Origin of the sequence: Candidatus Competibacter denitrificans Run_A_D11, from assembly GCF_001051235.1 — a bacterium.
GTDB lineage: Bacteria > Pseudomonadota > Gammaproteobacteria > Competibacterales > Competibacteraceae > Competibacter_A > Competibacter_A denitrificans.
The window spans coordinates 1-23,894 of the sequence record NZ_CBTJ020000021.1 but is presented as its reverse complement, the minus strand read 5'-3'; the positions used below and the strand labels follow the sequence as shown (position 1 = coordinate 23,894).

Here is a 23,894-nt window from a genome sequence, read left to right as displayed (position 1 = left end):
CCCTTCCCTCCTTGTCCACGCGGCCCAAGCAGGACCCCATCATGGAACATCAACATTCGGATGCACGGCCAGCGCAAGGCTGGCTGACGACCATCAACGCACCGCTCGCCCGCTCTGCCATGTACATCGGGGTGGCCGGATTACTGGCCATCGTCGGCATCGTGGTCTATCAGGTTTTCGGGCGCTACGTCCTTAACAAACCACCGACCTGGGCCGAAAGCTTGGCCTTGGTGCTGGTGCTGTACGTCACGCTGTTCGGCGCGGCGGCCGGGGTGCGCGATGCCGGACACATCGGCATGGAATCGCTGCTGGTGCTGCTGCCCGACAAAATCCGCAACCAGATCGAACTGCTGATTCACGGCCTTGTCATCGTCTTCGCGCTGGCGATGATCTACAACGGCATCGTGCTCGGCGCGCAGGCCAACTACAAAATTCCCAATCTCCCCTTTAACGAATGGGTGCGCTATATCCCGCTGGTGCTGGGTGGAATCATGATCATCCTGTTTTCCATCGAGCATATTCTTGCAGCGCTCAAGGGTGAGGAGGTCGTTCCGTCATGGCACTAACTATTCTATGTCTGACCTTTCTGCTCTTTCTCATCCTCGGTGTGCCGGTCGCTTTCGCCATAGGTCTCTCCGCCATCTGCACCATTCTGTACGAGGGGCTGCCGCTGGCGGTGCTGTTCCAGCAGATGATGTCGGGGATGAACATCTTTTCCTTCCTGGCCATCCCGTTCTTCGTCTTTAGCGGCGAGTTGATGCTGTATGGCGGCATCGCCGACAAGATCGTGCGTTTTGCCCAATCCCTGGTTGGGCACATTCGCGGCGGTCTGGGCCTCACCAACGTGGTGGCTTGCACCCTGTTCGGCGGGGTGTCCGGTTCGCCGGTGGCGGATGTGTCGGCGATGGGCGCGGTGATGATCCCGATGATGAAGGATAAAGGCTACGACCTCGATTACGCGGTCAACGTCACCACCCACGCCTCGCTGACCGGCGCGTTGATGCCGACCAGCCACAACATGATCATTTATACCCTGGCCGCTGGCGGGGCCGCCCAGGCGGCGGGCTATACGGTCTCGGCGGGCGCGCTGATTCCGGCGGGCATCATCCCGGCCATCCTGCTGATGGTCTGCATGTTGGTCGCTGCCTACTATGTCGCCATCCAGCGCGGTTATCCGGTCGGTTCCTTCCCCGGTTGGCCGGAAGTGGTGCGCACCTTCGTCGCGGCGCTGCCGGGTATGCTGGTGGTGGTCATCATCCTGGCCGGTATCCTCTCTGGCGTGTTCACCGCCACCGAATCCGCTTCCGTAGCGGTGAGCTACTCCATCCTCTTGACCTTCTTCATCTACCGGACGATGACCTGGGAGAACTTCCTGAAAGCGGCGGCCAAGGCGGTCAAGACCACCGGCGTGGTGCTGCTGCTGATCGGCGTTTCGACCATGTTTCAATACCTGATGGGCCTTTATGAGGTCGCGGAACTGATGGGGGATTTCCTCAAGGGGATTTCCAGCAACCCCATCGTCATCTTCCTGATGATCAACATTCTGCTGTTCCTGCTCGGCACCTTCATGGACATGGCCGCGACCATCCTGATTTGCACGCCGATTTTCCTGCCGGTGGCGATGGAAGCCGGGATGCATCCGGTGCAATTCGGCATCGTGATTCTGCTCAACTGCGCGCTGGGGCTGAACACCCCGCCGGTCGGCACCACCCAGTTTGTCGGCTGCGCCATTGCCGGGATTTCGGTCGGCACCGTGATGCGCTCCATCCTGCCCTTTTACGGGGCGCTGACGGCGTGTTTGCTGCTGGTGACTTATGTGCCTGCGTTCTCACTCACCTTGCCACGGCTGCTCGGTGTGTTGTCGGGCGGCGGCCACTGAACCCGCCGTAGCGCCAGCGGTTTCTCCTTCTTTGGCCAAGGGAAGGAGAAACCGGGCAACTCGCAGCGACATTCCAGACCTCCTCCCATCGGCCCAGCGCCTTGGGGGGAATTCAACCACCGAACTGTAACCTTCCGGCCCCGCCGACCTGTTGGCGGCCGGATTCCGTCGAACCGGAGGGCATATGGCCAAACCGTTTATGGACGAGGATTTTCTGCTCGAAACCCCGACCGCACGCAGGCTCTATCACGACTACGCCGCACCGCAGCCGATTCTTGATTATCACTGCCACCTGCCACCGGCGGAAATCGCCCAGAACAAGCCATTCCGCAACATCACCGAAGTCTGGCTGGGTGGCGATCATTACAAATGGCGCTTCATGCGCTCGGCGGGCGTCACCGAGGATTTCATCACCGGCGATCAGCCCGATCAGGCCAAATTCCGCCGCTTTTGCGAAGTGCTGCCGATGGGCGTCGGCAACCCGCTCTACCACTGGTGCCATCTCGAATTGCGCCGCTTTTTCGGCACCGACATCGTGGTCAGCGCCGCCACCGCCGATGCGCTGTGGGAACTCTGCAACGCCAAACTGAAGCAACCCGAATGCTTCGCCCGTGGCCTGATGCAAAGCGCCAAGGTGCGCGGGGTCTGCACCACCGACGATCCGGTGGACGATCTGGCCAACCATCAGGCTATCGCCGCCGATCAGAGTTTCTCGATCAAGGTGTTACCGACTTTCCGACCCGACCGCTCGTTCAACATCGACCGCGCCGACTATCCCGATTATCTGCGCCAGTTGAGTGCGGCCAGCGGCGTCCCCATCCATCGCTTCGCCGATGTCTGCAAGGCGCTGGACGCCCGGCTGGAGCATTTCGCCCGCTGCGGCTGCCGCTTGTCCGACCACGGTCTGGACACTGTGACTTTTTATGAGGAAGCGACCGAGGCCGAACTGGATCGTATTCTGGCCCGTCGGCTGGAAGGCGCGGCGCTCAGTCCCAAGGACATCGAGCAATACAAGACCGCCGTGCTGCTGCATGTCGGCCGCGAGTACGCCAAACGTGACTGGGCCATGCAGTTGCACATGAGCGCGCTGCGCAACAACAACAGCCGGATGTTCCAGCAACTCGGCGCGGACACCGGCTGGGATTCGATCAGTGATGGCCCGGTGGCGGCCAAGCTGTCGCGTTACCTCGACGCGCTCGACCGCGACAATCGGCTACCGCGCACCATCCTCTATGGCCTCAATCCGATTCATAACGAGGTGCTGGGCACCATGATCGGCAATTTCCAGGACGGGCGGGTGATCGGCAAGATGCAGTTCGGTTCCGGCTGGTGGTTCAACGACCAGAAGGACGGGATGATTCGGCAAATGACCGCGCTGGCCAATCTCGGCAATCTCGGCGCGTTCGTCGGGATGCTCACCGATTCGCGCAGCTTCCTGTCCTACACCCGCCACGAGTATTTCCGGCGGATTCTGTGCAATCTGATCGGCGGTTGGGTGGAAAACGGCGAATACCCGCAGGATTGGGCGCAATTGCAGCAGGTGGTGGAAGGCATTTGCTACCACAACGCCAGCCGTTATTTCGGGCTGGGGACTGCCTGAGTCCAGCCCATGCGTTGCCGTTGCCATCAATACACGATTCCGACCCAGCGAGAACACCATCATGGCGAAATTGCTGCAAATTGACTTCTCTTTTCCGGGGCCGTTTGGCGCGGAAATGACCCAAGCGCTGTCCGGGCTGGCGCATTCCATCACCAAAGAGCCTGGTTTCATTTGGAAGATCTGGACGGAAGACGCCCGCACGCAACAGGCGGGCGGCATTTATCTGTTCGAGGACGAGGCGACGGCCAAGGCGTATCTCCAGATGCACACCGAGCGGTTAAAAGGGTTTGGAATTGCCCAAGTGAACGCCAAGGTTTTTGATGTCAATGAACCCTTGTCCGCCATCACCCGTGGCCCGCTTCAGTAAACAGGCTGGGTGTAAACGCGGATGGGGGCTTCACCAAAAGAGAGAGCCATTTCATGAACGTACTGGACGTGATGCGTACCGGCCCGGTGATTCCGGTGATCGCCATCGAAGATTTAGCCCACGCGGTGTCGCTGGCTAAAGCGCTGGTCGCCGGTGGGGTGCGGGTGCTGGAAGTGACCTTGCGCACGGCGGTGGGCCTGGATTCGATCCGCGCTATCGCCCGCGAGGTGCCGGACGCCATCGTCGGCGTCGGCACCCTGACCCGCCCGGAAGAATTCGCCAAGGCGCTGGAGGCCGGTGCGCGTTTTGGGGTCAGTCCCGGCCTGACGCCAAGCATGATCGAAGCCGCTCACCAGACCGGCCTACCTCTGCTGCCCGGTGTGATGACGCCTTCGGACGTGATCGCCGCCCGGTTGGCGGGGTTCCAGCAACTGAAACTGTTCCCGGCCCAGCAGGCGGGCGGCATCGGCATGTTGAAAGCGCTGGGCGGACCGTTCCCCGACGTGATGTTCTGTCCGACCGGCGGCGTGTCGGTGGACAACGCGCCGGACTTTCTGGCGCTGCCGAATGTGGCCTGCGTCGGCGGCTCGTGGCTGGTGCCCAAAGCGGCGGCGGTGGCGGGTGATTGGGGCAAGATCACCGCCTTGGCCAAAGAAGCCAGCGCCTTGAAGCCGCGCTGAATGCGCCCTCACCCCTCGCCCCTTTCCCGGTGGGGAGTAAAGCTCAGAGGATTAAAAAATGGCTGAATTAGTCATCAAATCCGCCGCTGAAACGAAATGGGATTGCGCGTCATTCGGGGAAGTGATGCTGCGTTTCGACCCCGGTTTTGGCCGCGTCCGCAACGCCCGCACGTTCCAGGTCTGGGAAGGCGGTGGCGAATACAACGTCGCTCGCGCCATGCGCAAGTGCTGGGGCAAGCGCGCCGCCGTGGTCACCGCGCTGCCCAAAAATGATCTGGGCTGGTTGGTGGAAGATTTCATCATGCAAGGCGGCGTGGATATGTCGCACGTCATCTGGCGCGATTTCGACGGCCTGGGCCGCAATACCCGCGTCGGCTTGAACTTTACCGAAAAAGGCTTCGGCATCCGGCCAGCGCTGGGCTGCTCCGACCGGGGCCATTCGGCAGCCTCGCAAATCCGTCCCGGTGAAGTGAACTGGGAAAAGCTGTTCGGCGAGGAAGGCGTGCGTTGGTTCCAGACCGGCGGCATCTTCGCCGCGCTGGCCTCCAACACCGCCGAAGCCGTGCTGGAAGCGGTGCAGGTTGCCAAGAAATACGGCACTGTCGTGGCCTACGATTTGAACTTCCGCGCCTCGCTGTGGAAGAGTCAGGGCGGCAAAGAAGGCGCGCAAAAAATCAACCGCGAAATCGCCAAATACGTCGATGTGATGATCGGCAACGAGGAGGATTTCACCGCCTGTCTGGGCTTTGCGGTGGAAGGGGCCGACGAGCACCTGACCAACATCCAGACTGAATCCTTCGCCAACATGATCAAGAGCGCGGTGAAGGACTATCCCAACTTCAAGGTTGCCGCCACCACGCTGCGCAACGCCAAGACTGCCACCGTCAACGACTGGGCCGCCATCCTCTGGTACGACGGCAAAATTTACGAGTCGGTGAAGCGCGACAACCTGGAAATCTATGACCGGGTAGGCGGCGGCGACGGCTTTGCCTCCGGCTTGGCTTACGGCTTTTTGGAAGGCAAAGGCCCACAAGCGGCCGTCGAGTACGGCGCGGCCCACGGCGCGCTGGCGATGACCACGCCGGGCGATACCTCGATGGTGCGGGTCGAGGAAGTGGAAGCGGCGATGAAAGGTAAAGGCGCGCGCGTGATTCGCTGAAACTTCCTGGGGCGGCCAAGTGCTCGCCCTTTCACCTCACGATCTCGCTCCGAACAACAGGAGACACTTTTGAACCCTCCGCCGGATTTTTCATCCAGCCTCGTTCCGGGCGCTGGCAATCTACCTAAACAGGTGCTGGTCGCGCCGGATGGCGCACGCGCTGAAATTTATCTGCACGGCGCACAGGTCACCTCGTGGATTCCCGCTAGTGGCTCGGAACGCTTTTTCCTCAGTCGATTATCCCAATTCACCACGGACGCCACGATTCGTGGCGGCATTCCGGTCGTCTTCCCGCAATTCGGTCTGACCGGGCCGTTACCGCTGCATGGATTGGTGCGGCTGATGCCCTGGGAATTGAGTGACGCTAAAAATTCCACGGATACCGCGTCGGCGACATTCCGCCTGCGTGATACCGACGACAGCCGTCGGCATTGGCCTCATGCCTTTTTGGCGGAACTGGCGGTCGTGGTCGGCGGCAACCAGTTGGCGGTCACGCTGGCGATCACCAACACCAGCGCCGAGCCATTCGCGTTTACCAGCGGCTTGCATACCTATTTCAGTATCGCCGACCTTGCCACCACCACCGTTGCAGGGCTGACGGGCTTGCGCTATTGCGATGCGGCGGCCGGTTGGGTCGATCATCAGGAAACGGCGGCACACATCGAATTTACCGGCGAAGTCAACCGCATCTATTTCGACGCCCCCGCCGAAGTGCGGCTGGTAGAGCCACATCGGACGACGTTGATTCGCGCTGCTGGCTTTGCCGATACGGTGGTCTGGAATCCGGCGGCGGCCAAGTGCGCAACCTTTTCTGATCTGGAACCGGACGATTACCGGCGTTTCGTCTGCGTCGAAGCCGCCGCTATCGCCAAACCGATCCAGCTTGCCCCCGGCGAACGCTGGCAGGGTTCGCAAACCCTGCTGGCCTGACCCTCCGCCGCTCAGGAGATTGCCATGATTGCCGATCACATCGAAAACGCCGAACGCTATGCCGCGCTGGGGCCGCTGTTCAAACAGGCGTTCGATTTCCTGCGCAACCAGAAGCTAGATGCCCTGGCCGATGGTCGCCATGACCTGGCGGGCGATAGCCTGTTTGCGCTGGTGCAAGGCTATGACACCAAACCCCAGAGCGAGGGGTTTTGGGAGGCGCATCGCCGTTATATCGACTTGCAGTTCATCGTCTGGGGCGTCGAGCGCATCGGCTACGCCCCGCTGCACCGCATGAGGCTAGAGTCTTACGACGAAAGCCGCGATCTCGCGGTGCTGCACGGGGATGGCGATTTTCTGACCCTGACCGAAGGCTGTTTCCTGCTGCTGTGGCCGGAGGATGTTCACATGCCGGGATTGCAAGCGGCGCAATCCGCGCCCGTGCGCAAGATCGTGTTCAAGATCGCCAAGTAACCATTTTCCCAGTTTATTCCAATTCTGATCGGCTTAACTTCGTCATGCAGATTTTCTATCTTGTCCCGACCCGCCAGAGCGTCGGCTTGACTTCCATCGCCCTTGGCCTGGTTCGCGCCCTGCAACATCAAGGCTTTCGGGTGGGCTTCACCAAACCCGTAGCCGAAGATCAGCTGACTAATGAACACTCGGCCCACTTCGCCCGTGAGATTTGCCTGATCGAAGCTCCCGATCCAATTCCAATCTCCCAGGCTGATGAACGGCTGACGGCGGGACTGGAATCGGAGTTGCTTGAAGAAATCGTCGGTTTGTGTATGCGTGCAGCCGAGGGTAACGATGTGTTGGTTGCCGAGGGAATGCACACGGATGCGATTTATCCCTTCACACCCCGCCTGAACGCCGAGATCGCCCGTAGCCTAAAAGCGGAAATCGTCCTGGTCGCCAGCGCCAAACAGGGCAATGTGCTAGACGAAATCAGCCACATGGCGCAGCGGATGAGCAAGGTCGGCTGCCACATTGCCGGCGCAATCATCAACAAGGCGCCACCCTCGTTCGAGGTGGAAGTAACCCGTGAGGCGCTGGGTGATATCACGTTGTGGGGGGTGGTGCCTTACGACGCCAGCTTGCTGGCCCCACGGACTCTGGACATTGCCCGTCACCTGAACGCCCGCGTGCTGGCCGAAGGTGAAATCGCCACTCGTCGGGTGCTGGAAACGGTCATTACCGCCCGTTCCGCCGCCGAGATGATCCATCGCCTCACGCCGGGGGCGCTGATTATGGTCGCGGGTGATCGTGACGATGTGATGCTGGCCACCGCATTGGCGGCCAGCAACGGCGTACAGCTAGCCGGCCTCATATTGACCCACGGCTCGGAAATCGACCCGCGTGTCCGCAAATTGGCGGCCCACGCCTTTAGCGGCGGCTTGCCGATTCTCAGTGTTGCAACCGATAGCTTTGCCACCGCAACCCGCATCGACCACCTTCCGGGCGCCGTACCGACCGACGATATCGCGCGGATGAATACCGTGCTGGATGCGGTGGCGGATCAACTTTGGGCGAGTGTGCTCACCGATAGCGTCAGAATGCCCGCGTCGATCCAGATGTCGCCGCCGGCCTTCCGCTACCGGCTGATTCAGACCGCCCGCATGGCCAACCAGCGGATCGTGCTGCCGGAGGGCGACGAGCCGCGCACGATTCGCGCCGCCGTGATTTGCACCGAAAAGGAAATCGCCCGCTGCGTGTTGCTCGGCAAGCGCGCTGTCATCGAGGCCGTTGCCGCCGCGCAGGGCGTTGTCCTGCCGCCAACCCTGGAAATCATCGATCCAGATGATATCCGCGAACAGTATGTGGAACCGTTGGTGGAGATGCGCCGCAGCAAGGGGCTGACCCCTGCGCAAGCCCGTGATCAGCTTCAAGATACCGTCGTGCTGGGTACGATGATGCTGGCGATGGATACCGTTGATGGCCTGGTTTCCGGCGCGGTGCACACCACCGCCAGCACGGTGCGACCGGCCTTGCAACTGATTAAGACCGAGCCGGGTTCCTCCATCGTCTCCTCGGTGTTTTTCATGCTGATGCCGGATCAGGTGTTGGTCTACGGCGACTGCGCCATCAACCCCGATCCAACGGCTGCTGAACTAGCCGAGATTGCCTTGCAAAGCGCGGCCAGCGCGCGAGCTTTTGGCATCGAGCCGAAAGTGGCGATGATCAGTTATTCCACCGGCAGTTCAGGGACCGGGGCGGACGTGGAAAAGGTGCGCCAAGCGACCGAACTTGCCAGGACGAAGGCCCCCGATCTAGCCATCGACGGCCCATTGCAATACGACGCCGCCTCCGTGCGCGAGGTCGGTCAGCAAAAAGCGCCCGGCTCGAAGGTGGCCGGCGAGGCCACAGTCTTCGTCTTTCCCGATCTCAACACCGGCAATACCACGTACAAAGCCGTGCAACGCAGCGCCAATGTCATCTCGCTTGGCCCCATGCTGCAAGGCTTGAATAAGCCGGTCAACGATCTTTCGCGCGGTGCGTTGGTGGACGACATCGTGTTCACCATCGCCCTAACCGCCATTCAGGCCCGTGCCCGTGGGGCTTGAGTGGAATCTGCTGGTCATGGGCAAGACATCCGGTTTATCAAAAACCATGCCGGCCGGTACCCGACATTGATCCTGGCACCCCTCTAACTCAAGGATAATCCGATGAAAAAACACTTCCCCGCTACTCCATTGACCGGCTCGGCCGTACCACTTGCCAAACAGCGCATCGTTTTGGCCGTAACCCTTGCCCTGAGCCTTGGGGTTACCGCTTGCAACAATGATAACAATGACAATCCGCCCCCGGTCAATCAACCCAAGATCGGTGCCCGCACCAAGGCCATCATCAATATCAATGGCTTGCAATTCAAGGATTCCAATGCCAACGGTAGACTCGACCCTTACGAGGACTGGCGTTTGCCGGTTGACCAGCGCGCCGATGATTTGGTCACGCAAATGACGTTGGAGGAAAAAGCCGGCCTGATGCTGATCGACACACTCAACGCCGGTTTTGGCGGTGTGATTGAAGATCCGGTGAATGATTACATCACTAATCAGAAGATGCATCGTTTCATCTTGCGTAATCTGGTCACCGCCAGTCCGGTTAAATCGGCCAATCCAGGGCTTGGCGGTCAGCCGGTGACACCGCTGCAAATGGCAACCTGGACCAACAAAATCCAGGAAATGAACGAAGCGACCCGCCTCGGTATTCCGGCACTGTTTAAATCCAACGCCCGCAACCACATCGACCCCGATGCCCGTGCCGGCATCAACGAAGCAGCGGGCGCGTTTACTGCCTTTCCCAAGGAAGCGGGTCTGGCCGCCGCTGCATTAGGTGAGGAAGCGGTCAAGACCGGTAAGGCGCCAGCCACGGGCGATATGTCAGTAATCAAGAAGTTCACGGATGTGATGGGGCCGGAATGGAAAGCCATCGGTTTACGCGCGATGTACGGTTATATGGCGGATTTATCCACCGAGCCACGCTGGTATCGCGTGCATGAAACCTTTACCGAAAATGCCGATCTCGACGCCAACATCTTAAAAACCCTGGTGCAAAATCTACAGGGTTCCACCATCCAAGATGGGACTTCAGTCACCAGGAACAGTGCGGTGGCGCTGACCATCAAGCACTTTCCCGGCGGTGGCCCGCAAGAGTTGGGCTTCGACCCACATTACTCCCATGGCAAGGAGCAGGTCTATCCGGGCGGCAATTTCGGCTATCACCTCAAATCCTTCAAAGCAGCCATCGACGCTGGGGTTTCGTCGATCATGCCGTACTACGGCGCGCCGGTTAACCTGACCTACGAAGGCGTCAAATACGATCAAGTGGGCTTCGCATTTTCAAAGCAGATCGTCACTGATCTGCTGCGCGGTCAGCTTGGTTTCCAGGGTTATGTGAATTCGGATACCGGCATCATCAACGACCGTGCCTGGGGCCTGGAAAACAAGACCGTGCCGGAACGGGTTGCCATCGCGATTAACGGCGGTACGGAAGTGCTGTCGGGATTCCACGTCAACAAAACCATCGTCGATCTGGTAACGGCGGGACTGGTCAGTGAAACCCGAGTCAACGAAGCGGCCAAGCGTTTGCTGAAAGAGCAATTTCAACTGGGCTTATTTGAAGATCCCTATGCCGATGAAACCCAGGCAACCAGCATCATCGGTAGTGAAGCCAACCGTGCTGCCGCCCTTGATATTCAACGCAAATCGGTCGTTCTGCTGCAAAATCAGGAACTGACCGGTGGTATCAAGGCGTTACCGCTGCGAGCCGGCTCCAAGGTTTACATCATGGGCGATTTCACCAAGGCCAACGTTGAAAAGTACGGTTATACCGTGACCGATGGCAATGTGCTGGCTAACGGCGTTCGACCTGTGGCATCAGGACACGACTACGCACTGATCTCGGTGACCGCCCTGGTGAATCGGGCCGCCGCTAGTACCTACAAGAGCGACGATCCAGCCACGGGCCTTAATACCGAACATCTCAAACCGACCAAGGCCGGGCAGCCATTCAATAAACCTTATGGCTCAGAGGATCGTTGCGTAGCGATGGATGCTTATGCCGATACGACCAAAACTTGTTTGGATAATGGCTTGATTTTCGGCGGTGTTTTCCCGTGGGAAGCCAACAACTTGTCGTTCACCACCATGGCAACGTCAAAGTCCTGGCAGATCAAACCCTCGCTGGCGGATATTCAAGCGATCATGAACGAAGTCGGCCCGCAGAATACGATTTTGCACATTTATTTTCGCCACCCGTTCGTGCTGGATGAGGCCAGCGGTTTGAAAAACGCGGGCGCCATCGTCGCCGGCTTCGGCGTCAGCGACACCGCGCTGCTGGATGTCTTAAGCGGCAAGGTCAAGCCGCAAGGCAGGATGCCGTTTGCCTTGGCCAACAACCTGCAAGCGGTGATCGACAATCAATCGGATGTAGCGGGTTATCCAGAGAAAGATACCCTCTATCCGTTCGGTTACGGTTTAACGTACTGACCCCTGCGGGCGATTCGGTCAACCGGCCGGATCGCCCGATTGGGCACGCGAGTCGGGTGAAGAGTCCATCCAGCCCCGAAACCGGGTCAACAGCCACAGGCCCGGCACTGTTGAGGCCATGCAAAACAGAAAGAAGCCCTCCCATCCCAGCCATTGCGCCAGATAGCCGGTCGGCGTGGTCATGACCACCCGTGGAATGCCCATCAAGCTGCTGAGTAGAGCGTATTGGGTAGCGGTGAATTTCTTGTTAGTCAGGGTGGCCATGAACGCAACATACGCCGTGGTCGCCATGCCACTGAACAGATTTTCACTGGTGATCGCCAACGCCAACCCCGGCAAACTATGGCCGAGTCGAGCCAAGATCACAAAGCCAATCAGCCCGATGGCTTGCAGTACGCCAAATAGCCACAGCGCGCGATATTGGCCCAGTCGCAGCATCAACACACCGCCGATCAGTCCGCCAACTACCGTCGCCCAGAAACCGAACAATTTCACGATGGTGCCAATTTCAGTCTTGCTGAAACCGATATCCAAATAAAAGGGCGTGGTCATTTGATTGGCCATCATTTCGCCGACCTTGTACAGCAACACAAACAGCAGAATCAGCACCGCATCCTGACGGGAAAAATATTCAACAAACGGCTCGACGACCGCCTCCCGCAAGGTGCGCGGTGTACCCGCTGCAATCTGTGGTTCGATGCAAAACAGAGTCGTGATCAGGCCCGGCAGCATGGCCGCCACCATCACCCAGTACACAGCGGAAAACGGGATGTAATCCGCTAGAATCAACCCCCCGCCCGAAGAGAGCAGCAATCCGACCCGATAGCCGTTGACGTAGAGCGACGCCCCCAAACCCTGCTCGTCATCGGCCAGTGATTCCCGCCGATAGGCATCGACGACGATATCCTGTGAGGCAGAGAAAAAGGCGACCAGAAACGCCGCCAGCGTGACCAGTGGCAAGCTTTGCGTCGGATCAGTAAAGCCCAAGCCAGCAATGGCGGCCATTAGCGCCAGTTGGATCAATAAAAGCCAGCCACGCCGTCGGCCCATGCCAGCGATGGGCACGAAGCGATCCAGCAACGGCGCCCAGAGAAATTTGAGGGTGTACGGTAAGCCGACTAACGCAAACAGGCCGATGGTGCCAAGATCGACCCCAGCCTCCTTTAGCCATGCCTGCAACACCGAACCGCTGGCAAGCAAGAGCGGCAATCCAGAAGAAAAGCCCATCAGCAGCGCGGTCAACATCCGCCCGCTCACGAAAATTCGCATAATGTCGCCGCCGCTGTGGCGGGTGCTCTCAGAACGCATAGTCGTAATCCATGATGAGGGGCGCGTGGTCGGAAAAATGCTGGTCACGATAAATGGCGGCGGCGCGAGCTTTGTCCGCCAAACCGGGGGTAACCGCCTGATAATCGATTCGCCAGCCGACATGATTAGCGCGTGCCCGACCACGATTGGACCACCAGGTGTATTGGTCGGGTCGGGGGTCAACGACGCGGAAGGCATCGGCCCAGCCCAGCGGACCAAACAAACCATCCAGCCAGGCCCGCTCTTCGGGCAAAAAACCAGGATAATTGCGGTTGGCCCGCCAGTTTTTCAAATCGATTTCCTTGTGGGCCATGTTCCAGTCGCCGCACAAAATCACGTCGCGGCCGCTAGCGCGCAACACTTGCAACGGCTCAATCAATCGCGCCAGAAAGTCGAGTTTGACCGCCTGCCGCTGCGGGCTGGAGGAACCGGACGGTAGATACAAAGAAACCACGCTCAGCGAGCCGAACCGCGCTTCCAGCCAGCGGCCTTCCGTGTCACATTCCGGCCAGCCTAACCCGGTTCGCAGTGCATCGGGCGCACGGCGGGCGTACACCGCAACCCCGCTATAGCCTTTGCGCTCGGCATCGTGGTAACAGCAATGGTAGCCGGGCGGCTGGTAAGGCGCCGGTGGCAAGTGCGCACTTTGTACCCGCGTCTCTTGCACGCAGACCACATCCGCGTTCTGCGCGGCCAGCCAAGCGAAAAAGCCCTTGTCGGCCGCCGAACGGATGCCGTTGGCGTTAAAGCTAATGACCCGCATATCGATCCACGAGGCCCACTGTCCGAATGACAAAGCGCGCTATGATACCGACATTTGCCACTCTCTAAGCGGAATCTCGAACCATGCAGGACTATCAGCGCGATTTTCTCGACTTCGCCATCAGCCGGGGTGTGCTGCGCTTCGGCGAATTCATCCTGAAATCCGGGCGAGCCAGCCCGTATTTTTTCAACGCTGGTTTGTTCGCCAGCGGCGCGGCGCTGGCGCGCTTGGGTCGGTATTACGCCGCCGCTCTGGTAGATGCCGGATTGCCGTTCGACACGCTGTTCGGCCCCGCTTATAAAGGGATTCCGCTGGTATCGGCGGTAGCGGTTGCCTTAGCAGATCAGTACGGTCGCGACTTACCCTGGTGCTTCAACCGCAAGGAAGCCAAGGATCATGGTGAGGGCGGGCTGATTGTGGGCGCACCGTTGCAAGGTCGGATCATGATTATCGATGACGTGATCACCGCCGGTACCGCCATCCGCGAAACGATGGCTATTCTAGCCGCCCATAAAGCCACTCCAGCGGGTGTGTTGATCGCCTTAGACCGGCGCGAGCGTGGCCAAGGCGAGTTATCGGCGGTGCAAGAGACCGAGCGGACCTACGGTATTCCCGTAACCAGCATCGCCAATCTGGATGATTTGGTGGCGTATTTAGCCGAACAGCCGAATTATGCGGAGCACTTGGAGAAGATGCGCGATTATCGGGCGCAGTATGGAATTACCGAGTAAGGACTGTCGCTTCTGGAACTACCATGAACGCCTTTCTCCAACAAATCGTGCTGGCTGCACCGCTATTCATCCTCGTGTTTGTCGGTTATGGGCTGATGCGCTTTTTCAAGTGGCCCAAATCGATGTCCGACAACATGATCCGCTTTGTGTTCTCGGTGGCGCTACCGGCCATGCTGTTTCGCCTGATGAGCGATTTTTCCAAATTACCGCCAGTCGATGCCCGACTATTGTTGGCTTTTTTCGGTGGCTGCCTGATCGTCTTTATCATGGGCCGACTGGTGGCGTGGAAGCTGTTTGGGCTGGACGGGGTTGCCCAGTCGGTGTTCGCGTTGGGCGGGGTGTTTTCCAACAATGTGATGCTGGGCCTGCCACTGGCTAAGGTGGCCCTGGGCGAGGCGTCAGTTCCTTCGGTCGCGCTGGTGCTGGTGTTCAACGCGCTGATTTTGTGGACATTGGTCACCGTCTCGGTTGAATGGGCGCGGCACGGCAATTTTTCTGTGCGCGGCTTCGCACAGACCACGCGCGCCGTGCTGACTAACCCCATTGTCGCCGCGATTCTGTCGGGCGCCTTGTTTGGTATTACTGGCTTGCCCATACCGGCGCTGATCGATGCACCGCTGGCGATGCTCGGTCAACCAGCCCCGCCATTGGCGTTGGTTGCCTTAGGAATGGGTCTGGCCGAATACGGCGTGCGTGAAGGCTGGCGCATCAGCCTGGCCATCAGTGCCATGAAATTGCTGGTACAACCGTTGGTCGTTTGGCTATTGGCCTGCTGGCTTGGCTTACCGGCCATGGAGACGCAAGTCGTGGTGTTGCTGGCATCAATTGCAGTGGGCACCAACGTCTATCTGATGTCGCGTCAGTTTCAGAGCCTGGAAGGGCCGGTGGCCAGTAGCCTCCTCCTGTCCACAGGACTGGCCGCGATCACTACGCCGCTGGTGTTAACACTGCTTGATCTGCCCTATTGAAGCCCGCTCAACGGATAAGCGATTTCATTCAATTTGCGCCACGTCGATTGCCTCGCCTTCTACGAAGCACTGGATTAACCGCAGATCTGGCGAAAACACCACGATGTCGGCGTGAACACCGGGCTGTAGACGACCTCGATCACGCTCACCCAAATAATCGGCGGGATACATCGATAAGTGGCAAGCCGCCTCATGCGGGGTCAGACCCATCGAGATAAAATTACGGAACGCCTGATCCATGGTCAGCGCGCTGCCGGCCAACGTACCATCGGCTAATCGGACTCCACCCAGGCAGCGGGTCACGGTTTGCCGACCGAGGCGGTAGCTACCATCGGGCATCCCGGCGGCGGCAGTTGCGTCAGTCACCCCGCACAGTTTAGGGATCGCCCGCCGCGCCGCGCGGATCGCACCAGGGTGAACATGCAATAAATCAGGGATAATCTCGGCGTATTCGGCGTGCGCCAGCGCGGCACCAACGATCCCAGGTTGGCGGTGATGGAGCGGACTCATCGCATTGAATAAGTGAGTAAAGCCCCTGGCACCGGCGGTGAGCGCAGCTACCGCCTCCTCATAGCACGCTTCACTGTGGCCAATCTGCGGCACAATACCGGCGTTTTTTAGCTGGCGGATAAAATCAAGATGGCCAACCCTTTCCGGGGCTAACGTCACTACTCGGATCGGGGCCAGCGCTTGTAAGGCGGTCAGTTCGACGAGGGTTGCCGTGCGGCTGAAATCAGGCTGGGCGCCCAATCTGGTCGAGTTCAGAAACGGCCCTTCGAGATGGACACCGAGCACACGGGCTGCACCGGCCGGCCGTTCCCGCACGGCCCGGCCTACGTCCAGCAACGCCCTTTCGATGTCCTCACGCGGGGCGGTCATCGTCGTCGCCAGGCAACTGGTTGTGCCGTGGCGAGCGTGCAAGCGGGCGACCGTATCCACCGCGCCATCCGCATCCATCACATCCGCGCCACCACCACCGTGGACATGCAAGTCGATGAAACCAGGCAGCACCAGAGGTTCGTCCTCGCCCGGTTCGGTGGTGGGGTAGCCCTCAATCTCTGTGATCCGGTTGGTAAACGTCAGCGTGCCGCGTACCCAGCTCTCAGGCGTCAGGATGCAGCCAGCGATTTGGGTCGTCATGGGCGCTTATTGCCGATCAATCAACGACGAGGACGCATCGACCGAATCACGCCGCTTTAACTCGCAGGCGCGACAATTTGATAGCCGTACTCAGGATCAACCGCAGCAAGGCTGCCAATCCGCGTTTCTGCCAGGGTCGCAGCCGGGGAGTATCGATCAGCTTCCGACCGGCGTATTCGCCGAATTCGCGTAACACCTCGGAAAACGGCACCCTGGTATCGACATGCAGGGCGTGCGGCTCGGTCGATTCTATCGGCAGCGGACCAGGTGGAGACAGATAGCGCGCTGCGCTAAATGCCGGTAAAGGGATCAGCGCGTGATAATCGGCGATCATATCGGCAACCGACCGATGGCGGAAAGTCGTCGCCCAGGTTCGCAGCGGGATCAGGCACGCACGGTCGGCCGCGATGGCTAGCAGACGGTCGGCAAGGGCTTCTGGATACGGTTCACACAGAAAGCCACTGACCCCATCCTCAATGCGGTCGGCGAAACTGCCTAAATTGGTAGCCACGACCGGTAAACCGAACAGCCAAAGCTCACTGAGTGTGTAGCTGAAGGTTTCCGGCCAGATCGATAGCAGTAAACCCACGTCTGGCTGGATCTCCGCCATCTTAGCGGGTAGCTCTGCGTGGTCAAATCGAGGAATCACGGTAATTCCCGGTTGCCCACGAAAAATCTCACCATCCTCATCGCAGCCGATTAGGTACAAATCGACCTGTGCGGCGATCAGCGGCCAGAGTTTCTCTAATAACGCCCGACCTTTTTGCGGCGCCAAACTGCCCAGCACCACAACCCGCAATTTGTCCCCAGCCGGTGGGTTGGGCAAGCGGGGCGGGGCGAAATCCAGACCGTGCGGAATGACGGTGAAGTGCGTATTGCCCAACTCAGGAACCAGGGTTTGCCAGTGGTGGGCGACGGTGGGAGCGGGTACCACGAACCGCACGGAGTCGGTCTGGGCCAGCTTGGTGAAGCGCCGCCGCAAGCCAAGCCATTCGTCGGCGTCCGCGTTGCGGAAAAATCGGTTCTGCTCGTTGCTGGCAAAGCAAGCCGCTAGCCGTTGACGATCACAGGCGGTACAGACTTCGCCGAAATAAATCACGACCGCTGGGCAGAAGGGATAGTAGTCGTGAGCGAGGATGACGGTCGGCAGACCGGTGGCTAGCACGTCCAGCGCATGGCCGACCAGAGAGGAAACGATGATTGCTTCGACATGAAAGTCGGCGATGATCTCGCGCAGGATCGCCTGATACTGCAAATGGGCTGTTGCTGTAGCCCGAATCGGTAAGCCGAGATCCCAGTAACGCAGGGGTCGGTCCATGTTAGCGGAGCGATACAGGCCGATTCGTTGCCCGAAAGCCCCCCAAGTGCCAATGGAACGCAATACCAAATTATCCCGAATCTGGTCGTTTGCGCAGTATTGCCGAATCCAGTAATCGAGTCCGCCGCCCCAGCTATGGGCAACATGGAGCTGAATCGGCTTTGGGTTGGCCGCTTCGGTCGGTGCGGGATCGCCTCGGTCGAGAAATTCGCGTACTGCCATGCGCAACCCAAGCAACGGGTGCGCCCGCTCCTGTAACCGCGCCTCTTCCGAGGCTTCAATGGCGCACATATCGTGCCGGCGGCGGTCTGGGGCGTGATCTAACACGTAGAGATGATGGCAAGCGGTCGTGCTCCAACCCCACTCCCGAAATGCTTGCGCTAACCATTGGCACCACTCGCCTGCCGCCATGGCAGGGTGTGCAGCGATTTCCGGCGCGAGTATCTGTAGCGCGGTGCGGCGTAAGTAACAGCAACCGCTGAACAAACTGGGTATCTCACCATCAAGCCGGGGCGCATAAGCGCGTAAAAAGAGATCAACACGCTCGAAATTATTCTGGGTGACTGTTGATGCTTCCAGCAACGCAATCAGTGATGTGCTGTCGCATAGCGGCACGGCGGCAGCGATAGCGGGCTGTCGCTCCATCACCAGGGCTAGTCGCGTATCCCAGCCGGGTGGTACTTCGATTCCCGGCCGCAAAAGTAATAGGTCGCGCTCGGCATGGTGAGGCGGTAATTCCCGCAGCGCGGCCTGCCACGGGTCGGTGCTTTTAGTGACCAGCGCCAGTTCGATTCTGGGGGAGGTGAAGGCGATCTGCTGCCACGATTTGGGGTCACCGCCAACCGCCAGCAACAGAATGGGAGTTGCAGCGGAGGTATGGGTGAGAGCCGAGGGTAGGGTGAGGGGGAGCAACTCGCTATCGTCTGGCGTTAACGGAAGGCAGACCGTCCACTGCCGCTCCGCTGGGGCGAACTTAGCGGAGAGCATTGACAATGGAGGCGGTTTTCGGTGAATCGTTATCGACCATTTGAAAACTCCAAAAAGCTTGCTCAGAACGACTCATGGATGATCCCCCTTAATTTTTTTGGAAAAGGCAGACAATTTGTTCTGTGGTTAACACATCTTCATGATAAATGGCGGTTAGCTCAGAGGGTGGGATATGCGCAGTCTTCGTGCGGTGTTGTCGAATCAAGTTCAGGCCCGTGCCTAAGAAGAGATCAAGCAACTCATTAGCCGTAATTTTATTCAGCGTCGCAAAGACACTCCAGAAAGCTTCTTTAATCTTCTCGAAATTCTCATCAGTTTCTTCAGCATAGAGCGTATTCTTTTTTGCTTGGAGTATTTGATTTTGATAAAGATTGAGCTGAGTTGTAAGGTGACTCCAAGGCTGCGGAATCAGCATATCCATATGCGATCCAAACGCTGAGTAATAAAGGGGGGCAATTTGGATGAAGGCGTAACCACTTGATCGAATGGTTTTTGCAATTTCGCGGGCCGCTGTGGGGAGTAGATTCTGGTTTACATGTTCAAAAACAGACCAGGAAAAGATGCAATCAATTATTTCATCAGCAAATGTTTGGGAGAGAGGTTCATCAGGTTCAATATACTTAAAAAGCAGATTTTCGGGCAGAGTACTAAAATTTAAACGCCCACGAATTTCTAGGAGAAGATTTTTGTGATTTTCATTGATATCGACCCCAATCAGCCGCTTGACCTTACAGTGTTGGATTAAGCCAAGGGCCATCACACCAGTATCTGTACCAAAATCAAGAATGGTGGATTGAGTCAAGTCAAGTTTGCCATCCATCCAATGGCGAAATGCTTTAGGGGCTAAATTATAACGAGCGTCAAAAGTATTATTGTCCATCTGGTGTTCCGGGAAAGACTTCCAGCCGAAGCGTCGGATAGTGGATAAAAACCTATTGAAGGGCATTGAGATGATTCCAGTCTGTATCGAAACCTAAGCCACCTCCCCACCCACCGCTCCAGCGAGCTTAGCGGAAAGCATTGACAACGCGCGCGATGCTTCGCGCCAGACGCCAACTGCGAGACCGCTTGATCATCTCCAACTCGCGGCGGGTATCCATCAGTTGAGCGCGGATCATAGCCTCCTCGGTCGTACTTTCATCGCTATCACGAATGCCGGGGGCATTAAATCGATACCACTGGTAGTAGGAATCCCCGGCAGTTTGGAATGGGTGCGGGAAGGCTTGCCGTAAATCCAGGCGAGTTCGGTACAGGATGCGGTGCGCTTTGGTGATCGGCTCGCCATTGTCGAAGGCGTGATAGCGGCAGGGGCGTTTGCCCAATTCAGCCTGGCCCAGGCGCTCGCATTCGGCGATATACCAGCGGCGCAGGTCAAACAGCACTGAATCGCGTGCGGCGTACTTCTTCAACATGATTTCCTGGGCGCCGCCGTCGAACCCGGAAAAATGATAAAAACTCAGCGGCTCACTGTTGATGGTGATGCCTTTCTCCAAGGAGCCGGCTGCCGTGCGATGGGTTAGATTCCAGGTGGCGACGTTGTAACTCGGCGCGCGCAGGATGTGCAAGTCGGCGAAAAAGGCCGGTGCTAAGTCGATCCAACGCTGATCGGTGAACAGGCCACCGGCGATGTCATCGTGGCAGAAATCCCGCAGGCGCTCCGCCCACCAATTCAAAAACCGCAACCCTTCTCCGCTGGCCCGTATCCCCAGAAAGCCCAGGTTGAACACGCCGTACTTGAGGCTGCCAATTTCGTTATCGATGATCGCATCTTGTGCCGTCTCCGGCATCGTTTGGTGCGGAGTCAGCAAAATGCTGTGCTGGTCCAAGCGCTCAATCAAGCCATCCAGCCCTGATAAGATGACGATATCTGGATCGAAATAGAACACCTTTTCGGCATTGAAGCGGCGGATAATCTCCAAAAAACCCAGCGCTTTGACGGCAGTGCACATCTCCACCACGGTATGACCAAACAGCCACGACTCCCGATCCGGTACCGGGAGTTCTTCAACATCAATGATCGAGTCGAATGGCTCAGCCGCCCGGTCGGTATCAACCGGATAGGTGTCGCACAACAGGACATGGAAACGGATATCGGCCCCTTGGCGCTTGGCAGAATGTGCTAGCACTCTGGCCTTGGGCAGATAGTTTGCGGTGATGCTGGTGAAAAGATGGGTTGTCTGGTTCATTGTTTTCTAAAGAAACGGGTGTAACGCCATGATTTGGAGCCGTAAATCTGCTCTAGGCGAAGGTTAAGCGCGTCGTGCCGCTGCTGTAGTTCATCATACGTTTGCCGGGCGGCTTCGGCTTGCTGTTCGAGCGTCAAAACGCGCTGCGATGCGCATTCGAGAGCCTCCTGCAACCGCTGCCCTCGCTCATGGGCGCGAGCGATATCGGCTTCCCGTTCCCGGACATATCCCTGAGCCTGGATCAGTGCTTGATCCCTCGTTACTAGCTCTCGGTGGGCCTCATTCAGTAACCGCTCTGCTACGGCTAGACCTTGCTGCAAGGCAGCGGCTTCCGCAAGGCTTTGTTGATAGTGCCGACGCAGATCCGCTGCGACCGCATACTGTTCCGCCACCACCTGTAGCGCCTGCACCGATGAAAGGCAGATACGCTCGCGATCAACCGCCAGTCGAAACTCCTTGACTGGGTCTTTGCCAATAAATTCCTGAATCTCCGCCGGATAGTCCGGGTGCAATGCCAGTAACGTGGCTTGTGCCTGCGTCCGCAACGCTTCGGCTCGGTCGCTGAAACTGACGCTGCCGATGTGATGGACAAAGGTATCAGCGCACAGCAGATGCCGCCAACCCACCTTGGTGGCGCGCATACAAAAATCATTTTCCTCGCCATAGCCAAGACCGAAACGGCTTTCGTCGAAAAGGCCGATTTCGGTAACACAAGCACGACGGATATATAGGCAGAAGCCGACACCTGTGGGGATTTCCAGCCAGCGACCGGCGTTGGCGCGCTGAAATAAGCCATCGATCTCAGCCAAGGTCAGCCCTTCCGGTAGCGGGTTTTCCTCGCAAAAGCGCGGATAGCTGCAAATGGTGGCATTGTTGGAAAAAGGGGTTGCCGTGCCGATGCGTGGGTCGGTGTACGCACAACGGGCTAGCCGATCCAGCCAGTTGCCGCTGACTTCAGTATCGCTATTGAGCAACACCACATCCCGATCCGGGTGCAGGGTTAGCCCCCGGTTGACGGCGGCCACGAAGCCGGCGTTGGTGTCTTGCCGCAGTAGCGTAATCGCCTGACGAGCGGCGAGTTCATCCAGATAAGCCACCAGTTCCGGCTCCGGGCTGGCGTCATCAACAACGACGATCTCATACGGCGATTCTTGCGGCTGAGAGAGCACGCTTTCGAGGCAGCGGCGGGTTTCCGCCAATCCCCGGTAAACGGGCACGATGATATCGATGGTCTCCTGAGTGGGCGATTCTAGCGGCGGCATTCAGCATTCTCTAGGGAAAGCGGACAGGTTTTGGGAGCGCGATCTTCAACGGTTGACAAAGACTTGGCAATCTTTAATTTCGCTATCCTGCCCGTACCGCCACTTGTTTTGCAATCCACCGGCGCCGTGTTGTAACCCATCGGCTTGATCGGTGATCTGACTTTTCGATGTACGTTACAATCAAATTGCCATGCGTTTAATTTTGATCATTCTCCTCCCCTTCCTCGGCAGCCTGGGTGCAGCCTTCCTACCGTCCGACATCTGCAAGGGAAGCATGGCTGGCGGGAGCTACGCCCTGACGACCGCGCTGCTGGTGGTCAGCCTGTATCCGCAGGTCATCGGGGCCGATGGCATCGTTCGCACCACGGTTCCATGGATTCCGGCGCTGGGTCTGGATTTTTCCTTGCAGATGGACGGCTTCGCCTGGCGGTTGAGACCGGCACCCGCGACCTACACCGACTGTCCGGCCTGCATCGACTCATGCCGATGACCGCGACGCTGGCGAGAATGGAAAAATACAATTTCTCCGGCACTTGATGCATACCTCATAGTATTTCCCGGATTTTCCGTTACAGTCATTTCAGAAGTACCTCCGCTTTTTTCTTTGAGGCATCCCTTACCCATTCTTTGGAGATAGCATCATGAGTGTGTGTCCTGTCGATCTTAATCCCTCAAGCAAGGCTATAATCAATACGTTGCGAGCGATGGCCTTAGGGGTCTCAGTGCTACTCATCGGTATTCCGACAACCGTAAGCGCCTACGAGCAAGTTGGCAATGCTTGTTGGTATGGCCCAAGACTACACGGCAGGATAACGGCCAACGGCGAACGGTTTAACCAAAACAAACTGACCGCCGCCCATCAAAGCTTACCCTTTGGTACTAAAGCCAGAGTCACCAATCTCGATAATAAAAAATCAGTTCGGGTCACGATCAACGACCGTGGACCTCACGTTGGAAATTGCGCCATCGATGTCTCCCGCGCTGCGGCTCGCAGGCTGGGGATGACCGAAAGCGGTATTGTGCGCGTCAAAATAGAAGCCGCCACGAAGTAACCCGTAGCGGCTGGTTCTGATAGCTACCGGTTATGCACTGATCGAACGGGTCGCTAACAAGCTGTTCCGTTCGATGGGTGTTTCACCGGTGTCGCGATCTGAAGCCCTAGCGTTTCCAATCAGGAACGTTTTCTTCTCTCGGATTTGGCCTGTCGCCCCTGTCACCCCGTGCGTGGGTGGCCCGCCAGATGTCGCGCACCCTCACGTACCACCTACCGCCGCGAAACTGGCCCACGTCCCCCAGGTTAACCCGACCCCACTCATCGCCTACCTTGATCTTGTAATTGGCTCGGGCTTTGATGCGCACGCCGTCAGCCAGCAGATAAACCGTTTTCCCCGGTTCGATTTCCCAGGCATCGCCAATCCGCTCGCGCTGATGGGTCCACATGGTGACGCTCACCACATCGCGCCAATCGTTGTTGACTTGGATGTAACCGCGAGGTTGGCTTCGCGGGTATTCGCGACCAAAGTCTTGTGCGGTCTCTTGGGCGCTGGCACCCAGAGGCGCCAGAAAAAACGTGGCAGCTAACAGTACGAAAGTCTGCATGATCTTGTGCATACAGGTTATTCCTCTGG

The 23,894-nt window shown here is 58.3% G+C and carries 22 protein-coding genes; 14 read left to right on the top strand and 8 right to left on the bottom strand.

All coding sequences use genetic code 11. The annotated features are described in order from the left end of the window. Window positions 1-41 precede the first annotated feature (41 nt). From BN873_RS03810 to BN873_RS03765, 10 genes are all read left to right on the top strand, one after another. The gene (locus BN873_RS03810; RefSeq protein WP_048670805.1) at window positions 42-566 is read left to right on the top strand and encodes a TRAP transporter small permease; all 525 of its coding nucleotides are present in this window, start codon (window positions 42-44) and stop codon (window positions 564-566) included. After that, entirely contained in the window at window positions 557-1,879 is a 1,323-nt protein-coding gene (locus BN873_RS03805) for a TRAP transporter large permease (RefSeq protein WP_048670803.1), read from the top strand. Before BN873_RS03810 ends, BN873_RS03805 begins: the two co-directional genes overlap by 10 nt. A 184-nt stretch (window positions 1,880-2,063) precedes the next feature. Then, on the top strand, window positions 2,064-3,479 hold the full coding sequence (uxaC, locus tag BN873_RS03800; RefSeq protein WP_048670801.1) for a glucuronate isomerase: 1,416 nt from the start codon (window positions 2,064-2,066) through the stop codon (window positions 3,477-3,479). Between the two features lie 61 nt (window positions 3,480-3,540). Beyond that, a complete protein-coding gene (locus BN873_RS03795; RefSeq protein WP_048670799.1) occupies window positions 3,541-3,846 on the top strand; it encodes a monooxygenase in 306 nt (101 codons plus the stop codon). Window positions 3,847-3,899: 53 nt separating this feature from the next. Then, the gene (locus BN873_RS03790; protein ID WP_048670797.1) at window positions 3,900-4,526 is read left to right on the top strand and encodes a bifunctional 4-hydroxy-2-oxoglutarate aldolase/2-dehydro-3-deoxy-phosphogluconate aldolase; all 627 of its coding nucleotides are present in this window, start codon (window positions 3,900-3,902) and stop codon (window positions 4,524-4,526) included. Window positions 4,527-4,584: 58 nt separating this feature from the next. Continuing rightward, a complete protein-coding gene (locus tag BN873_RS03785; RefSeq protein WP_048670795.1) occupies window positions 4,585-5,685 on the top strand; it encodes a sugar kinase in 1,101 nt (366 codons plus the stop codon). Between the two features lie 69 nt (window positions 5,686-5,754). Further along, window positions 5,755-6,615, top strand: coding sequence for a D-hexose-6-phosphate mutarotase (locus BN873_RS03780; RefSeq protein ID WP_048670793.1), 861 nt, complete (start codon window positions 5,755-5,757; stop codon window positions 6,613-6,615). A 24-nt stretch (window positions 6,616-6,639) separates the two neighbouring features. Continuing rightward, window positions 6,640-7,086 (top strand): NanQ anomerase/TabA/YiaL family protein, encoded by a 447-nt coding sequence (locus BN873_RS03775; protein ID WP_048670790.1) that lies wholly within the window; start codon window positions 6,640-6,642, stop codon window positions 7,084-7,086. A 44-nt stretch (window positions 7,087-7,130) separates the two neighbouring features. Then, window positions 7,131-9,176, top strand: coding sequence for a phosphate acetyltransferase (pta, locus tag BN873_RS03770; RefSeq protein WP_048670789.1), 2,046 nt, complete (start codon window positions 7,131-7,133; stop codon window positions 9,174-9,176). Window positions 9,177-9,278: 102 nt separating this feature from the next. After that, entirely contained in the window at window positions 9,279-11,603 is a 2,325-nt protein-coding gene (locus BN873_RS03765) for a glycoside hydrolase family 3 protein (RefSeq protein ID WP_053085228.1), read from the top strand. A gap of 18 nt (window positions 11,604-11,621) precedes the next feature. On the opposite strand, the gene BN873_RS03760 is transcribed toward BN873_RS03765, so the two are convergent. Next, a complete protein-coding gene (locus tag BN873_RS03760) occupies window positions 11,622-12,911 on the bottom strand; it encodes an AmpG family muropeptide MFS transporter (RefSeq protein WP_242434366.1) in 1,290 nt (429 codons plus the stop codon). After that, complete coding sequence (locus tag BN873_RS03755; protein ID WP_048670787.1) at window positions 12,901-13,674, bottom strand: exodeoxyribonuclease III; 774 nt, start codon at window positions 13,672-13,674, stop codon at window positions 12,901-12,903. Before BN873_RS03755 ends, BN873_RS03760 begins: the two co-directional genes overlap by 11 nt. Before the next feature lie 83 nt (window positions 13,675-13,757). On the opposite strand from BN873_RS03755, the gene pyrE reads away from it, so the two are divergent. Then, window positions 13,758-14,405, top strand: coding sequence for an orotate phosphoribosyltransferase (gene pyrE / locus BN873_RS03750; protein WP_048670786.1), 648 nt, complete (start codon window positions 13,758-13,760; stop codon window positions 14,403-14,405). A 23-nt stretch (window positions 14,406-14,428) separates the two neighbouring features. Further along, a complete protein-coding gene (locus BN873_RS03745; RefSeq protein WP_048670785.1) occupies window positions 14,429-15,373 on the top strand; it encodes an AEC family transporter in 945 nt (314 codons plus the stop codon). 24 nt (window positions 15,374-15,397) lie between these two features. Here the strand turns inward: BN873_RS03745 and nagA are convergent, their stop codons facing one another. From nagA to BN873_RS03720, 5 genes are all read right to left on the bottom strand, one after another. Then, a complete protein-coding gene (gene nagA / locus BN873_RS03740; protein ID WP_048670783.1) occupies window positions 15,398-16,513 on the bottom strand; it encodes an N-acetylglucosamine-6-phosphate deacetylase in 1,116 nt (371 codons plus the stop codon). 46 nt (window positions 16,514-16,559) lie between these two features. Next, the gene (locus BN873_RS03735; protein ID WP_048670781.1) at window positions 16,560-18,818 is read right to left on the bottom strand and encodes a glycosyltransferase; all 2,259 of its coding nucleotides are present in this window, start codon (window positions 18,816-18,818) and stop codon (window positions 16,560-16,562) included. A gap of 88 nt (window positions 18,819-18,906) precedes the next feature. Next, the gene (locus tag BN873_RS03730; protein ID WP_048670779.1) at window positions 18,907-19,698 is read right to left on the bottom strand and encodes a class I SAM-dependent methyltransferase; all 792 of its coding nucleotides are present in this window, start codon (window positions 19,696-19,698) and stop codon (window positions 18,907-18,909) included. 127 nt (window positions 19,699-19,825) lie between these two features. Further along, window positions 19,826-21,004 (bottom strand): glycosyltransferase family protein, encoded by a 1,179-nt coding sequence (locus BN873_RS03725; protein ID WP_048670777.1) that lies wholly within the window; start codon window positions 21,002-21,004, stop codon window positions 19,826-19,828. Further along, complete coding sequence (locus BN873_RS03720; RefSeq protein ID WP_048670775.1) at window positions 21,001-22,266, bottom strand: glycosyltransferase family 2 protein; 1,266 nt, start codon at window positions 22,264-22,266, stop codon at window positions 21,001-21,003. The genes BN873_RS03725 and BN873_RS03720 overlap by 4 nt, the downstream gene beginning before the upstream one ends. Before the next feature lie 190 nt (window positions 22,267-22,456). Here BN873_RS03720 and BN873_RS03715 point away from each other — a divergent pair, with 190 nt between their 5' ends. Together BN873_RS03715 and BN873_RS03710 are read left to right on the top strand one after the other, a co-directional pair. After that, window positions 22,457-22,756: a hypothetical protein gene (locus BN873_RS03715; RefSeq protein ID WP_048670773.1), complete on the top strand. Its 300-nt coding sequence runs from the start codon at window positions 22,457-22,459 to the stop codon at window positions 22,754-22,756. A gap of 214 nt (window positions 22,757-22,970) precedes the next feature. Further along, window positions 22,971-23,318, top strand: coding sequence for a septal ring lytic transglycosylase RlpA family protein (locus tag BN873_RS03710; protein ID WP_048670846.1), 348 nt, complete (start codon window positions 22,971-22,973; stop codon window positions 23,316-23,318). 106 nt (window positions 23,319-23,424) lie between these two features. Here the strand turns inward: BN873_RS03710 and BN873_RS03705 are convergent. Continuing rightward, window positions 23,425-23,894, bottom strand: a 470-nt coding sequence (locus tag BN873_RS03705) for a hypothetical protein (protein WP_206778871.1), incomplete at its 5' end; no start/stop codon positions are given.